At 35.1% G+C, this 14,094-nt stretch carries 13 protein-coding genes; 7 read left to right on the plus strand and 6 right to left on the minus strand.

Annotation, left to right across the window (positions count from 1 at the left end; genetic code table 11):
* Window position 1: 1 nt before the first annotated feature.
* Together DHW03_RS19640 and DHW03_RS14700 are read right to left on the minus strand one after the other, a co-directional pair.
* Window positions 2-139 (minus strand): DUF6728 family protein, encoded by a 138-nt coding sequence (locus DHW03_RS19640; protein ID WP_317046816.1) that lies wholly within the window; start codon window positions 137-139, stop codon window positions 2-4.
* 99 nt (window positions 140-238) lie between these two features.
* Window positions 239-1,594: an OmpA family protein gene (locus DHW03_RS14700; RefSeq protein WP_109926570.1), complete on the minus strand. Its 1,356-nt coding sequence runs from the start codon at window positions 1,592-1,594 to the stop codon at window positions 239-241.
* A gap of 172 nt (window positions 1,595-1,766) precedes the next feature.
* Here DHW03_RS14700 and DHW03_RS14705 point away from each other — a divergent pair, with 172 nt between their 5' ends.
* The gene (locus tag DHW03_RS14705; RefSeq protein ID WP_109926655.1) at window positions 1,767-3,053 is read left to right on the plus strand and encodes an aminopeptidase P family protein; all 1,287 of its coding nucleotides are present in this window, start codon (window positions 1,767-1,769) and stop codon (window positions 3,051-3,053) included.
* A gap of 31 nt (window positions 3,054-3,084) precedes the next feature.
* Here DHW03_RS14705 and meaB read toward each other — a convergent pair whose 3' ends face one another.
* Complete coding sequence (gene meaB / locus DHW03_RS14710) at window positions 3,085-3,984, minus strand: methylmalonyl Co-A mutase-associated GTPase MeaB (RefSeq protein ID WP_109926571.1); 900 nt, start codon at window positions 3,982-3,984, stop codon at window positions 3,085-3,087.
* Between the two features lie 90 nt (window positions 3,985-4,074).
* On the opposite strand from meaB, the gene DHW03_RS14715 reads away from it, so the two are divergent.
* The 5 genes from DHW03_RS14715 (at window position 4,075) to DHW03_RS14735 (ending at window position 9,678) form a co-directional block, all read left to right on the plus strand.
* Complete coding sequence (locus DHW03_RS14715; protein ID WP_109926572.1) at window positions 4,075-4,953, plus strand: glycosyltransferase family protein; 879 nt, start codon at window positions 4,075-4,077, stop codon at window positions 4,951-4,953.
* Entirely contained in the window at window positions 4,954-5,940 is a 987-nt protein-coding gene (locus tag DHW03_RS14720; RefSeq protein ID WP_109926573.1) for a glycosyltransferase family 2 protein, read from the plus strand.
* Window positions 5,941-6,072: 132 nt separating this feature from the next.
* Complete coding sequence (locus DHW03_RS14725; protein ID WP_109926574.1) at window positions 6,073-7,899, plus strand: ABC transporter ATP-binding protein; 1,827 nt, start codon at window positions 6,073-6,075, stop codon at window positions 7,897-7,899.
* A 2-nt stretch (window positions 7,900-7,901) separates the two neighbouring features.
* Window positions 7,902-8,723, plus strand: a complete 822-nt coding sequence (locus DHW03_RS14730; protein WP_109926575.1) for a hypothetical protein — start codon at window positions 7,902-7,904, stop codon at window positions 8,721-8,723.
* Window positions 8,724-8,730: 7 nt separating this feature from the next.
* Window positions 8,731-9,678, plus strand: a complete 948-nt coding sequence (locus DHW03_RS14735; protein WP_109926576.1) for a glycosyltransferase family 2 protein — start codon at window positions 8,731-8,733, stop codon at window positions 9,676-9,678.
* Here the strand turns inward: DHW03_RS14735 and DHW03_RS14740 are convergent.
* Window positions 9,675-10,550, minus strand: a complete 876-nt coding sequence (locus DHW03_RS14740) for a glycosyltransferase (protein ID WP_109926577.1) — start codon at window positions 10,548-10,550, stop codon at window positions 9,675-9,677. The genes DHW03_RS14735 and DHW03_RS14740 overlap by 4 nt on opposite strands.
* Before the next feature lie 50 nt (window positions 10,551-10,600).
* Window positions 10,601-11,572, minus strand: a complete 972-nt coding sequence (locus tag DHW03_RS14745; RefSeq protein ID WP_133248531.1) for a glycosyltransferase — start codon at window positions 11,570-11,572, stop codon at window positions 10,601-10,603.
* 120 nt (window positions 11,573-11,692) lie between these two features.
* Here DHW03_RS14745 and DHW03_RS14750 point away from each other — a divergent pair, with 120 nt between their 5' ends.
* The gene (locus DHW03_RS14750) at window positions 11,693-12,775 is read left to right on the plus strand and encodes an acyltransferase family protein (protein WP_109926579.1); all 1,083 of its coding nucleotides are present in this window, start codon (window positions 11,693-11,695) and stop codon (window positions 12,773-12,775) included.
* Between the two features lie 149 nt (window positions 12,776-12,924).
* Here DHW03_RS14750 and DHW03_RS14755 read toward each other — a convergent pair whose 3' ends face one another.
* Window positions 12,925-14,094, minus strand: coding sequence for a hypothetical protein (locus DHW03_RS14755; RefSeq protein ID WP_109926580.1), 1,170 nt, complete (start codon window positions 14,092-14,094; stop codon window positions 12,925-12,927).

The raw sequence follows: 14,094 nt of genomic DNA on the forward strand, positions 1-14,094 counted from the left end.
ATTATTTGATAAGCCACTGAATAAGCTTATAAATGATGCCTGCTAGAAAAACAGAAATGGCCAATGCATTAATGATATGCATAATTTTGAGGTTAATATTATTTGGCCGAGTCGGATCTTTTTTTCTAAAGAAGTACATATAGCAAACTTAGTGAAAAACCTGAATACAGGAAAAAAAAGGCACAAAAAAAAAGGCTCCGAAATTTCGGAGCCTTTTCTTAAACTTTATATTGAAATACTAGTTTCTAGCAGTTTCAACACGACGGTTTTGGATACGACCTTCTTCAATATCGTTAGAAGCAATTGGATTAGCTTCACCATTACCTTTAGTAGCAACTTGACTAGCGTTAACACCAGAGTTTACTAAGTAAGTTTTAACAGAGTTTGCTCTGTCTTTAGATAATTTCAAGTTATATGCAGCAGTACCTTCGCTTGAAGCGTAACCGTTTACAGTTACTTTACCACCGTTTTCACGTAACACTGAAGATAATTTATCTAAAGTTGGATAAGACTCAGTTTTTAAAACTGATGAGTTGAAATCGAAACCGATTTTTTCGAAACCAGTTACACCAGTAGCTGTAGTTGTAGCAGGAGCTGCAACTGGTAGAGGACAACCTGAACCATCAACAGCAGTACCAGCAGGAGTTCCTGGGCATTTATCGAATTGATCAGCAACACCGTCACCATCAGTATCTTTTTTCAAATCTTCAACAGATTTTTCAACAGCAGTAACACGAGTTTTTAAAGCTTCAACTTCTTGACGTAAAGTTGGATCTTTTAATTCGTCATACATTGTAGCTAATGGGTTAGACCATTCTAAGCTAGGTTTAGCAGAAGAACCTAAAGAGAACTCTAAACCAGCATAACCGTAAGAGAAGTGATCTTTAGTAGTACCTTTTGCATAAACTCCATCAAAGTTATCAGCGTCAACAAAGTTCATGGTGTAACCTAAGTTAAAGTTAACACGCTCAGAAACTTTGAATTTAACACCAGCACCAACTGGAATGTAGAAACCTTTAACGTAATCTTTAGCTTCATGTCTATCACCTGCAGGGCCTGTAGCATTACCTTTCCAATCAGTTACTGAACCATTGTTGTTAGTTACTTTTGGAGCATAAGCCAAATAACCACCACCGGCAGTTAAGAAGAAACCTACTGAGTTCTCACGACGTAAGAAATCAATTGAACCAACATTAACAACACCACGTAAATCTACTGCGTATTGTAATTCTGTTTCGAATTCTCTAGCAGTTGATCCAGCACCTGACTGAGCTAAATCGTTAGATCCAGAAACTTTACCACGTAATCCGTTTAATTCTAAAGCGAATGAGTGACCTAATTGTTTACGGATGTTTAAGCCGTAACCTAAGTTAACATCCCATTTGTTGAAGTCATTTGAACCGCCGATAGCGATAACTGGAGCTAAAACACCTCCGTTAACACCGATTGACCAAGTTCTGTACTGTCCTCTTCCACCAAATACCTTGGTTGAAGAAGTTGTTGCAGGCGCATCTTGAGCGACAGCAAGAGTAGCTACTCCTGTTAATGCCACTAAAGAAAGTGCAACACTTTTCTTTAAAGTAGAATAATTCATAATCTTTTTCTTTTTTAAGGGTTAAACAATTTAATTGATTAATTTTTTAAGTAATCGCAAAATTAAACAAAATTTTAAATTTTCAAACTTTTATACAAACTCCGTTCCAAACTTCACCATAATTGATCATTTTCTTACATTTGATCTTTACTATGTTCAAAACACGATAATTATGAAATATCCCACCATCAATCAATCACTATTCATATTAAACAGAAATAATTTTATTAAAGAGCTAAAAAGCAACTCGTTAGCTATTTTTCAAGCAAACGATGAGTTTCCTAGAAGTGGCGATCAAAACTTCCTTTTTAAACAAAATCCAGATTTATTTTATTTATCAGGAATAGATCAAGAACAAACGATATTGCTCCTCTACCCCGATTGTCCTAATCCATTGTACAGACAAGTCCTGTTTTTAAGACAGACAAATGATTACATAAAAGTTTGGGAGGGATATAAGTACACGAAAGAGCAAGCGAGAGCCGCCTCTGGCATCGAAAGTATTTATTGGTTGGAAGATTTTGACAATATCCTGCAAAGCATTGTGCACTATGCAGACCATATTTACTTAAACACAAATGAAAATGACCGCTATGCACATACAGTGCCTTATCGCGACATCCGATTCATTGAAGAAATTCGTTCAAAATACCCCTTACATAAATATGAGCGTGCGGCGCCCATTATGCGTGGATTGAGGGCCATAAAATCTGATATCGAAATTGAACTTACCAAAGAAGCCTGTGCAATTACCAGAGATGCATTTATACGTGTACTAAAGTTTACCAAGCCTGGTGTTAAGGAGTACGAAATTGAAGCTGAAATTATTCACGAATTTATTCGACAGGGCGGAACGGGCCATGCTTATACTCCAATCATTGCATCTGGGCATAATGCAAACATCCTTCATTATAACGATAACAACCAAGAATGTAAGGATGGTGATGTGATTCTATTTGATTTTGGAGCAGAATATGCCAATTATAATGCTGATATGAGTCGTTCTATCCCAGTTAACGGTCGTTTTACTAAAAGGCAGAAAGATGTTTATAAAGCTGTTTTACATGTAATGAGAGAAGCAACAAAACTCATCGTTGCAAATACCGTTTGGAATACTTACCACGAGCAAGTTGGGGAAATTATGACAGAGCAGTTGGTTAACTTAGGATTGATTTCAATTGCTGATGTAAAAAATCAAAGCGAAACTTATCCTGCTTACAAAAAGTATTTTATGCATGGAACTTCGCATCATTTAGGAATTGATGTGCATGATTTTGCTGGGCGATATACCCCTTTTGCAGTTGGAAACATTTTGACAGTAGAGCCTGGCATTTATATCCCACAAGAAGGATTAGGCATCCGTTTGGAGAACAATATATTAATTACTGCTTCTGGAAATATAGACTTAATGGCCGATATTCCGGTAGAAGCTGAGGAAATTGAAAACCTGATGAATTAAAAAAGTTTGGTTAAATAGTTTGAGTATAAATTTAGTCTTTACCCAAAAAGTTATCTGCAAAGCGGTAAATATTAAAGTCATCTTTTTTTAAGGCTTCGTGAATGCCCTCACGGAGCCTTTTTTTATCTATTCCTTGCATTTTTCGATGTTGGATTATTTTCCAAGCTTTCTCAGCAAAAAGAAATTCTTTCCTACCGTTAACAGATTCTACCGGCTTGATAACCCAGTTACAAAGCTCTTCAACGCCTTCATTTTTATCTGCCACAGTTTTTAAAATCGGGATTGATTTAACACCTTGATGTATAATTTTTTTCAAATTATTGGCAAATGTATCGGCTCCATTGCGGTCGGCTTTATTCACAACAAAGCAATCGGCAATTTCCATTAAACCCGATTTTATATTTTGCACTTCATCACCCGATTCAGGCACCAACACAACTATTGTTTTATCTGCTAAACCAGCAATTTCTACTTCAGATTGTCCCACACCAACGGTCTCAATTAAAATAAGATCAAAATTAGCTGCTTTTAATACATCTACCATTTCAATGGTTTTTGCAGAAATACCGCCAAGAGCCCCTCGGGTTGCCAAAGAACGAATGAAAACATTTGGCTTATTAAACTGAGCCGACATCCTGATTCTATCACCAAGCAAAGAGCCAAAGTTGAATGGGGAAGTTGGATCAATCGCTAAGATTGCTATCTTTTTATTTAAAGCAGTAAAATGATTGGTTATCGCATTAACCAAGGTACTTTTACCAGCTCCTGGCGGGCCAGTTATACCCACAACAGGAACATGTGCTTTACTATCCAAATCTCGAAGAAGCAAATCTGCTAGTGCAAGATTGTTCTCAACGAGAGTTAGTGCCCTTGCCAAAACCTTAAAATTGCCCTCCTTTACTTCGTTTAAAATGGATAGATGTGTATTCATCAATAAAACTATCTTTGTACAAATAAACATATTTATTTTTAATCGCAATTGTAAGGAGGTATTGTTTAGCCTCAAGCAATCTATTTACATATGAAAGTTACCGGATTTACCTTTATCAGAAACGCGATTGCAAACGATTATCCTGTTAAAGAAGCCATACTTTCTGTTTTACCACTTTGTGATGATTTTGTTATTGCCTTGGGTAATTCTACTGATCAGACCGCAGAGTTGGTGAAAAGCATTGATCCTAAGAAAATCAAAATCATCAACACCGTTTGGGATGAAAGTTTAAGAGATGGTGGACGTGTTTTTGCCGAAGAAACGAATAAGGCATTGGCCTTAATTCCGCACGATACCGATTGGATGATTTATATACAAGGTGATGAAGCCGTCCACGAAGATTATCTTTCATTGATCAGAAAGGAAATGGAACTGGAGCTAAATAACCAGAATGTTGAGGCGCTCTTATTAAAATATAAACATTTTTATGTCTCTTACGATTATTTAGCAGAATCGAGAAGATGGTACAGGAGAGAAGTCCGGATTATAAAAAACTTAGCTGGCGTTCATTCCTATAGAGATGCACAGGGATTTAGAATTAATGATAGGAAGCTTCGAGTGAAGTTAATTGATGCTTATATTTATCATTATGGCTGGGTAAAACCACCCAAGGGCTTGCAAGGAAAGGTTCGGAATTTTAATCAGTATTACCAAACGGAGGAATGGATTGAAGAAAATTTTCCTCTTCAGAACACCTTCGATATGCACAATGCCGATCGACTAGTACATTTTAAGGGAACTCACCCAAAAGTGATGCGCCCAAGAATTGCATCTGCCAATTGGAAATTTGAGCAAGATTTAACAAAACAAACACCTAAAATGAATTTTAGAAGGCGCTTGCTCCAAAAAATTGAAGATTTGACAGGCATGCGTTTATTTGAATATCGTAACTATAAAATCGTAAAGTAGATGCAAAAAAGCGTTTCTATCATCATACCAAATTACAATGGCAAGCATTTACTAGAAAAATACCTGCCATCTGTTCTCACCGCAGCCGAAAATGCCCAAACAACTTTCGAAGTGATTGTGGTTGATGATCGCTCAAATGATGGTAGCATCCAGTTTGTTATATTAAACTATCCAAATGTTAGGCTGCTCATGAATGATAAAAATAGGGGTTTTTCTTATACCTGTAATCATGGCATTAGAGAAGCAGAGCATGAACTTATATTGCTTTTAAACTCGGATGTGAAGTTAACACCTGATTATTTTGAACATCAATGGAAATATTTCGCCAGACCAGACACCTTTGGCGTAATGGGGCGTATTATGAGTTTTGATGAAAGTAGAATTGAAGATGCTGCCCGACTTTTGTATTATAGCGGTTGTAGAATAAAGGCCAACAAATTTTACTACAGCGAAGACCCTACTGATGAGAATGTTTACACCGCCTATTTATCGGGAGCAAATGCACTGGTGGATGCAAATAAACTTAAACAACTCCTGGGATTTGATGAGATTTATTCCCCATTTTCATCCGAAGATTTTGACTTAAGCTTAAGAGCTTGGCAATTGGGCTGGAAATGCTACTATGAGCATCAATCCTATTGCTTCCACCAGGTAAGCGGCAGTACCAAAACGCAAATTAAATCAAGCTTCATCAAAAAAATTTACTACAGAAACCGATATATTTTACAAGGCATCCATTTACAGGGCATAAGGAGAATACTATGGCCCTTTCAGCAGATTTTTAGCGAGCTGTTGCCAAAAATAATAACAAGCAAGTTATGGGTGTTGGATAGTTATAAAGATTACCATGCACATGAGGAAGCCATCTTGTCAAGCCGGAAAAGGTTTGCTGATTTGAAAAAGAAGTACAACTCTAATCTAAATATTTCTGATGTTATCGCTCTGATAAATGAATCTTTAGAAACGAAGAAAATTAAACGATTGTAATTTTAAATTGGTTGGCTTTTGAAAAGAGATTAGGTTTATTTGAAAACCGTACATTTGCCAAGTTTTAATAAGATTTTTTAATGGACCGGCTTCTAAACGCAAGATCCGTTTTTACATACTCTACTACATAAAATGAAGATTTACTTTCGTTTATTATCCTTTGCCAAACCAATAGAAAAATTTGCGATACCTTATGTTATCGCAACGCTCCTATCCATTTTATTTGGCACTTTAAATCTTGCGTTGTTATCGCCGCTATTCGAAACATTGTTGAATAAAGGATCAAAAACTGATTCGTTAACAGATAAAGCCGTATCATCATTTAACATCCTTGGCCAGTTTAGGCAGTTTGTAAATGAATCTATTAGCACAGTTGGCCCTGGTAAAACTTTAGGCTACGTTTGCATTGTCATTATTACATCTGTATTACTTTCCAACCTGTTCAAATACTTCTCTCAAAGATACATGGAAGATTTGCGCGTACATACACTCTTAAATTTACGCAAAACGGTATTTAACAATGTAATGAATTTGCATGTTGGCTATTTTAATAATGAGCGCAAGGGAGATATTATTTCAAAAGTTGCTTCAGATGTCCAGGTTGTACAATTTACAGTAACCAACACCTTGCAAGTGGTTTTTAAAGAACCAGTAACACTAATTGTGTACATCATTCTTTTATTTAACATTTCTGCAAAACTTACCCTATTTTCTCTACTTGTAATTCCTTTTTCTGCGTTCATAATTAGCAAAATTGTGAAGCGTTTGAAACAACAAGCTAAGGAATCTCATGAATCATTTGCGAAAATGATTGGTTTCCTTGATGAATCTTTAAGTGGGATAAAAATCATCAAAGCCTTTAATTCTACAGAGCGGGTTAAAGACAAGTTTAACCAAGAAAACATTTTCTATTCGAATTTAACCCGGAAAATGACCAGACGCCAGCAATTGGGCTCTCCGGTTTCAGAATTTTTGGGCGTATTGATGGTGGCTGCAATAGTTTGGTACGGTGGCTCACTTATTATTAATAAAGAAAGCAATGCCTTGGCAGCGGCAGATTTTATTGCCTACATTGCTATTTTCTCTCAAGTAATGCGTCCTGCAAAAGCACTTACTGATTCCTTTAGTGGAATACATTCTGGCATTGCCGCTGGCGAACGTGTTTTAGAATTAATTGATACCGAACCGCAACTCGTAAACAAACCAAATGCTAGGGTTTTAGCTGGCTTTACTACCGATTTAACACTAAATCATGTATCTTTCAACTACGGAGAAAAGCAAGTCTTAAAAAGCATCAATATTAACATACCTAAAGGAAAAACAATCGCTTTGGTTGGTCCATCTGGAGGAGGAAAAAGTACATTGATGGATTTAATTCCCCGCTTCCACGACCCCAAATCTGGTTCAATAAAAATTGATGGAATAGATTATAAAGATTTGACCGTAGAAAGCATCCGTTCGCAAATGGGAACGGTTAACCAGGAGTCTTTCCTTTTTAACGATTCTATTTTTAACAACATTGCTTTCGCCAAACCACACGCTACCGAAGCGGAGGTAATTGCAGCAGCAAAAATTGCAAATGCCCACGAATTTATCCTGAATACAGAAAACGGTTATCAAACCTTTGTTGGCGATCGTGGAAATCGCCTTTCTGGCGGTCAGCGACAACGCGTTTGTATTGCCAGAGCAATTTTGGCTAATCCACCAATTATGCTTTTAGATGAAGCAACATCAGCGCTGGATACCGAATCAGAGAAATTGGTGCAAGAAGCTTTAAATAACTTGATGAAAAACAGAACGTCTATTGTTATTGCTCATCGGTTAAGCACAATACAACATGCTGACCAAATTATAGTGATTGATAAAGGCGAAGTTGTGGAAACGGGTAGCCATTCAGAGTTGTTGGCCAAAAACGGCCTTTACCGAAGATTAATCGACATGCAAGCTTTTAACGATTAAATATGGGTGAGGTTTTGAACATATCCAAATCGATTATCGAGCAAGAATATCCTTTCGAATTTTCTATCTGCACACTTGTAACCAGAAAAGAAGAGTATGAAGAAATGCTTCAATCCTTCTTGAATAAAGGCTTTGATCAAAAAACCTGCGAGTATCTTCATATAGATAATAGCTCAGCTTGCACCTTTGATGCGTATAAGGGTTTAAATCAGTTTTTGTTACAAGCCAAAGGAAAGTACATTATTCTTTGCCATCAAGATATCGTCATCCACGATCATGATAGGAACCATCTTTTGGCTCAAATTGCGGATATAGACAAAAAAGACAAAAACTGGGGTATTTTGGCTAATGCAGGTGGCGTAAATTTTAAATGGATTGCCACAAACTTAACCCAGGGATCGGGCAATGTTATAAAAGAAAAGCGTTTGCCTTTGTTGACTAAAACCGTTGATGAAAATTTTATAATTGCTAAAAATAGTGCGAACTTGAGTTTATCTAACGATTTATCGGGTTTTCACATGTATGGTACGGATTTGTGCTTATTAGCAGATATTTTAGGCTTTACAGCCTATGTTATCGATTTTAACATTATTCATAAAAGCGATGGCAATGCCGATAAAAGTTTTTACGAATCAAGAAGTAATTTTAAAAAGAAGTACAATCACGCGTTGAGGGGAAGATTCATGGCGACTACCATAACACGCCTATACATTTCTGGAAACTGGTTTACCTCATGGTTTTATAACTTGCAACCCGTAAAGTTTTTTGTGCGACAATATTATAAGGTTTTTCTGCATAAGAAAAGGTATGTTCCAAAATCATAATTAGTTTATGCATAAAAACTTTCCTCTCGTTTCAATTGCCCTATGTACATATAATGGTGAGAAGTTTCTGAGGCAGCAGCTTGAGAGCATCCTGCAACAAACTTATAAAAATATAGAAGTCATCATAATAGATGATTGTTCTACAGATAACACAGCAGCCATCATTAATGAGTATGCACAAGAATACCACATAATTAAATTTCTTCAAAACGAACGGAATTTGGGTTTCAGTAAAAATTTCGAAAAAGCAATAGAATCATGTACGGGGGAATATCTATGCTTAAGCGATCAAGATGATATATGGGAAAAAAATAAAGTAGAGCAATTATACAAGAACATTGATAATCATGCTTTGATTTACCACGACTCTGACTTTATAGATGAAAGCGATCAGCGGATTGGAGAAGAAAGTATGTTTACCCGATACAATATGTATGAAGGCAGTAGTGCCCTTCCCTTAATCTTGTCCAATTGCATTTCAGGTCATGCCACAATGTTTTCAAAAAAACTATTGCCTTACCTACTACCTTTTGACAAAAGATTTTATCATGATTGGTGGCTTGCCTACGTAGCTTTCAACATTGGAAGTGTAAAGTACCTAAATCAAATTTTGGTTCATTATCGCCAACATGAAAGTAGCATAACGGATAACCTTAACATTAAGGTTAAAAGTTTGGATATATCGTCAGAAAATAGGATTGCCGTAAATCTTAATTGGTTAGAAAAATGTAGTCTTTTCGTGGCAAATAAAGAACCTATATTGATAAACAAGGCCTTTACCTTGTTTTCGAATATCCAAAAAGGTAAAAGTAGGGTTGAATTGTTTTTATTTATCATTACCTATTATGATCTTCTATTTCACATCATTAGTAAACCAAAAGGTTTATTAAGCAAGATAAATTACGCCCGCAAAATTGCCTTTTCTATAAATCCTCCCTTTAGAAACGATAGTTAACTTTTACGATTTAAACTGAGGTAAGTAGTTAACTTTAAAAGGAGTAGGAAGCTTATTTTTTTTATGCCCTGCGTTTTCCAAATTGTTTTAAACAGGATCAATTTTGGAATTCCATAAGTCAAGGCTTTACGAATAAAATCCTTAAATGTTCTCTTCTCAACACTCAATTGTTCTTCCTTATCAAAGCCACGAATGTTAATTGGCAGACTTTTATCCCATTTGTTGTGAAACTTTAATATTTCCTCAATCCATTTTCTGTCAAACTTCCCTTCAGAAAAATGATGAAGTAATATGTCAAATCTTACATTTATATCATAATTCTGATATACTTGCATGGAAAAATCAAGATCATATCCATGAAAATGCTTAAAAGTTTTCTCGTCGAACGGAAACCGATTTGCGATATCCTTTTTCGTACAGAACCAAACGCCGTCAACGCAAGCAACATTTGAAAATACCTCGTTTAAAGGGTTTTTAAGGTGATGTATTTTTTCCTTTTCTGCAAATTTAAAAGTTTGGATAATGTTTGTCCTTTCAACATCGGTAGCATTACAATGCCAGCCAGATGGGCTCAACGCCTTATAAGTTGTACCTGCTATACCTAGTAATCCTAATTTTGGATTCTGCTTAAAAGCGCGATTAACAATATCTCCCCAATTCTCTGTTTTTATATCAACGTCTTCGTGCATAAAACACAGCAAATCAAACTTCGATTTTTGAACCCCTAGATTGTAAATCTCACATAAGCCTTTTGATCCATCTGAATTGTCAAATGCAATAATCTCGCATTCAACTCCGATGGTTTGTTTAATATTTTGTTTAACATGAAACAACAGTTGCTCGCTTAAGGAAGCTATAATAATAGATATCATTGTCTCAAAAATAAAACAAATTAGCTGCTATTTCGGAAATATGAAATTTTTCACAAAAATTGTGATTTAGCCATAGATTTTTTGACATTTAATACCTCCTGAACAAAAATCTTTGCTTTTAACATTCTAGTTTTACTCAATAATTTCCTTTTTTTATCAAATGGAAACAGGTCGTTATAATTAATATAAATAAATAATATCCATCTAAGTAATGATTTCGCACAAATCGTTTCATACATATTTACCAGCTTTTCGATGAAGAGTTTGTCACTTTGCTTTAGTGCTAATATTTCTTTGAAACACCTTAATTCAGTTAAAGTAGATTTATAATTAATCCATGCTAAATTATTCCTTGCACTCGTTGGACCAACGAGGCTTTTTTGTATCACGGAATCCTTATGCACACGATAGCTTGTTAAATTGAGATTCAAAAATTTTATCTTTTTATAATAAAGAGCCCTAAATCCAATAAACCAATCATAATAGCCTGATTCTGGTAATGGAATGATAAATGAGGCAAAGCCTTTAGAAAAAAGGCAAGTATGGCCAGTAACGAAATTTCTGAGCAGAATTGATTTGAAACCAAAACCTTCAATATTAAATGATTGAGGGAGAAGTTCTTTTCCGATGGGTATATCATTTGAATCTATCAGCTCAGAGTTCGAAAAAATCAGGTGATTTTCTCCGATGTTACGAACAAGTAATTCAATTTTATCTAAAGCCCAGATATCGTCTTGATCGCAGATTGCAATAAAATCACCCTTAGCGAAAGAAATTCCCCTTTCAAAATTTTTGTTAAATCCAATATTGGTTTCATTGGTGTATATTTTAAAGAAAGGATAATCTCTATACCCATCCAGAACCTCCAAAGTAGCATCTGTCGAAAAATCATCAACTACAATAATTTCAAGGTTCTTATATGATTGATTAACTAGCGTATCCAGCTGGCGATTGAGGTAGGGGCCGGCATTATAGGTACAAACTACGATAGATACTAATGGCAAGTTTAAATTATTCATCATATCGAAAGTAACAATTCTATTTATAAAACCTCCCAAATTAAACCAAAACAATGATTTATGCTCCAATTACCCAAAACCTAATCCAATTTATGAAGTCAAGTTGCTATCATTGCAAGAAATATGTCTGAAACCATCCAAAAACAAAAGGTGAACTATGACTTCATAGATTCGCTTAGATTCATAGCCATAATAACAATTGTTATAGAACACAGTTATTTATGGCCATCATTTGTTTATTTTCAAACTCAAAGTGAACAAATTATTCAAACCATTACGATGGTATTCTTCAAATTTGGCACCATCACATTTTATATACTTGCTGGTTTTTTAATTGGAGACAAAATACACACCACAAGTTCACTGACATATTTAAAGCGCAGATTTGATGGAACTTTTAAACCATGGCTGTTTTGGATTGTGGTTTTTCTTGTTCTTATTTATGCAGATTTTGCTGTAATATATTTCAAGGGTGGTGATGTTCCAGCTTTTGAAAATCCATTTTCTTTTTTCTGGGAAAAAATAAAATACATTATTGTCGAAACTAGCTTTTGGTTCATTTTAAACTTTCTGGGCAGTATTTCGATTTTACTAGTTTTCAGGAAATTTCTCTACAAATACTGGCTGGGTGTCTTTCTGTTTGCTTGCTCAGTGTTTTATTCTATAAACCTATATTTTGAATGGATTCCTACAAGGCACACAACCGCAATTTTAGGTTTTGTATTCTATTTGTGGCTAGGTGTTATCATGCACAAGAATTATAGTCAGTTTGATAGTTGGATAAAAAGGATACGGATGCTTCCATTAATCATATTTGTGGCTTTAACTTTTTTCTTCTCTTGTTGGGAAAGTTTATCGATAATGAATTCTGGATCTACTGTAGATCCGTACAATACGCTTAAAATCACCAATATAGTCTACTCCCTTACTTCATTTTTATTATTGTATAAGGTAGGAAACATAAAATGGATAAATAAGTTAAATCCTAGAAGTTCAACCTACGGCGTTCATCTAATTCATTATATTATAATTGCACAGATTTTACCACTTATTTTTAGGCCACTTCACATCACACCAGATGGAAAATCTTCTTTCGATTTAGTTTTAATTCAGTATGGAAGATTTTTATTTACCTATTTGGTTAGTTATCTTCTAGTTTATTTAATTAATAAAATCGAAAGAATCAAGTGGATTGTTGGGCAGTAGATTTGAATTGAACATTATATTCTAAATCCATCATATGTGTTTTTTTAAAAACCCCTTGTCAGCCAAGATGTAGTTGACAAGGGATTTGGTTCTTAAATTCTGCCTTCCTTATTATTAACTTAATATTAATTGGATAGAATCTAACTTAACTAAAGTAATGTATTTCCAAGAACATAGCCAGCTGTACCATTTATGTTCTGAACCTTTGACAAGTCGAAACTGTATTTATTTACGACATCCATATTACTTACATACATCAAAACATTACCATCTTGTAAATACACTCTCCCAGTTGTCACATCATTTACCAATCTCGAACCTAAGCGTAAACTTGCACCCACCGGAAAAGGTATTGCATCCATATAGCCAGTATTAATGATTGATGCGTTGACATTAAAAATTGAGGTATAGGTCTCATATTTCTCAATATGCCTAGCAACACCTCCAATAACTGTATAAAGTTTTCCATCATTGGATCTTACAAGAGATCCCTCAACTACTGACTTCAAGATCATTTTTTCACCAATCTCATATCCTTGAGTATTCGGGATGGTTGGTAAGTTACTTAATTTAAAACTATACATATTAGCGACTTCGGGGCTAATTATATGCCTTAATCGTTTAATTTCCTTATAACCATTTTTTAGAGATAAAGACCAAATGGTTTCCTCAAAATAGACTTTGCCGTCAAATGGTGTAGAAACTAATCTCGCTGTTGCTACAATTTCTGAACCAATTTTATTGGAATAAGGCTGTGTAGGCCGAATTATAGGTGGGTTGTTAATAAATATCTTATTCATTGTAACGGGAGATAAGATATGCCTCAGAAGCCCATCCATAACGATGTAAACCTTATCGTTCTGTTGAATTAATGTTCCTTCCGTTAATGTAATCGTAGGTGGAATATAAGGAACCGTGTTGGTAGAAGATATTTGCTTTCCTTTATCATTACCGTAATCTACTTTAACCATAATCTTCGCATTCGGCTCATACTTTGGATAGGTTAAGACTAAACTTGAATTAATTGTGGAATTATTGAAACTTTCGCTATTAATCTCCCTTTTTGCTATTTGCATTTGTTTACCCGCAACATCATAAATGAAATAAATCACAGCGTATACGCTCTCGTAAGTACCATTACTGTTAACTCCTCTTGTCATTTGCAGAGTGAAGTCAACCTTGGTTTCGGTTTGCGTATTTAAAACAATGCTATTTAATCCAGCATCAAAAGGTCTAGTCGGAGCTATTGTAAACGATACACTGGCTAAGGAAACTTTAGTTAAAGTAAATGCCAACATGAATATTACTAATTTTTTCAT

The sequence above is a fragment of the Pedobacter yonginensis genome (assembly GCF_003173595.1).
GTDB classification, from domain to species: domain Bacteria; phylum Bacteroidota; class Bacteroidia; order Sphingobacteriales; family Sphingobacteriaceae; genus Pedobacter; species Pedobacter yonginense.

What these genes read in the sequence shown, in the direction of transcription:
- DHW03_RS19640 (WP_317046816.1), bottom strand. Translation starts at nt 139, where the DNA reads ATGTACTTCTTTAGAAAAAAAGATCCGACTCGGCCAAATAATATTAAC.
- DHW03_RS14745 (WP_133248531.1), bottom strand. Translation starts at nt 11,572, where the DNA reads ATGATGAATAATTTAAACTTGCCATTAGTATCTATCGTAGTTTGTACC.
- DHW03_RS14740 (WP_109926577.1), bottom strand. Translation starts at nt 10,550, where the DNA reads ATGATATCTATTATTATAGCTTCCTTAAGCGAGCAACTGTTGTTTCAT.
- DHW03_RS14725 (WP_109926574.1), top strand. Translation starts at nt 6,073, where the DNA reads ATGAAGATTTACTTTCGTTTATTATCCTTTGCCAAACCAATAGAAAAA.
- meaB (WP_109926571.1), bottom strand. Translation starts at nt 3,984, where the DNA reads ATGAATACACATCTATCCATTTTAAACGAAGTAAAGGAGGGCAATTTT.
- DHW03_RS14755 (WP_109926580.1), bottom strand. Translation starts at nt 14,094, where the DNA reads ATGAAAAAATTAGTAATATTCATGTTGGCATTTACTTTAACTAAAGTT.
- DHW03_RS14730 (WP_109926575.1), top strand. Translation starts at nt 7,902, where the DNA reads ATGGGTGAGGTTTTGAACATATCCAAATCGATTATCGAGCAAGAATAT.
- DHW03_RS14715 (WP_109926572.1), top strand. Translation starts at nt 4,075, where the DNA reads ATGAAAGTTACCGGATTTACCTTTATCAGAAACGCGATTGCAAACGAT.
- DHW03_RS14705 (WP_109926655.1), top strand. Translation starts at nt 1,767, where the DNA reads ATGAAATATCCCACCATCAATCAATCACTATTCATATTAAACAGAAAT.
- DHW03_RS14735 (WP_109926576.1), top strand. Translation starts at nt 8,731, where the DNA reads ATGCATAAAAACTTTCCTCTCGTTTCAATTGCCCTATGTACATATAAT.
- DHW03_RS14720 (WP_109926573.1), top strand. Translation starts at nt 4,954, where the DNA reads ATGCAAAAAAGCGTTTCTATCATCATACCAAATTACAATGGCAAGCAT.
- DHW03_RS14750 (WP_109926579.1), top strand. Translation starts at nt 11,693, where the DNA reads ATGTCTGAAACCATCCAAAAACAAAAGGTGAACTATGACTTCATAGAT.
- DHW03_RS14700 (WP_109926570.1), bottom strand. Translation starts at nt 1,594, where the DNA reads ATGAATTATTCTACTTTAAAGAAAAGTGTTGCACTTTCTTTAGTGGCA.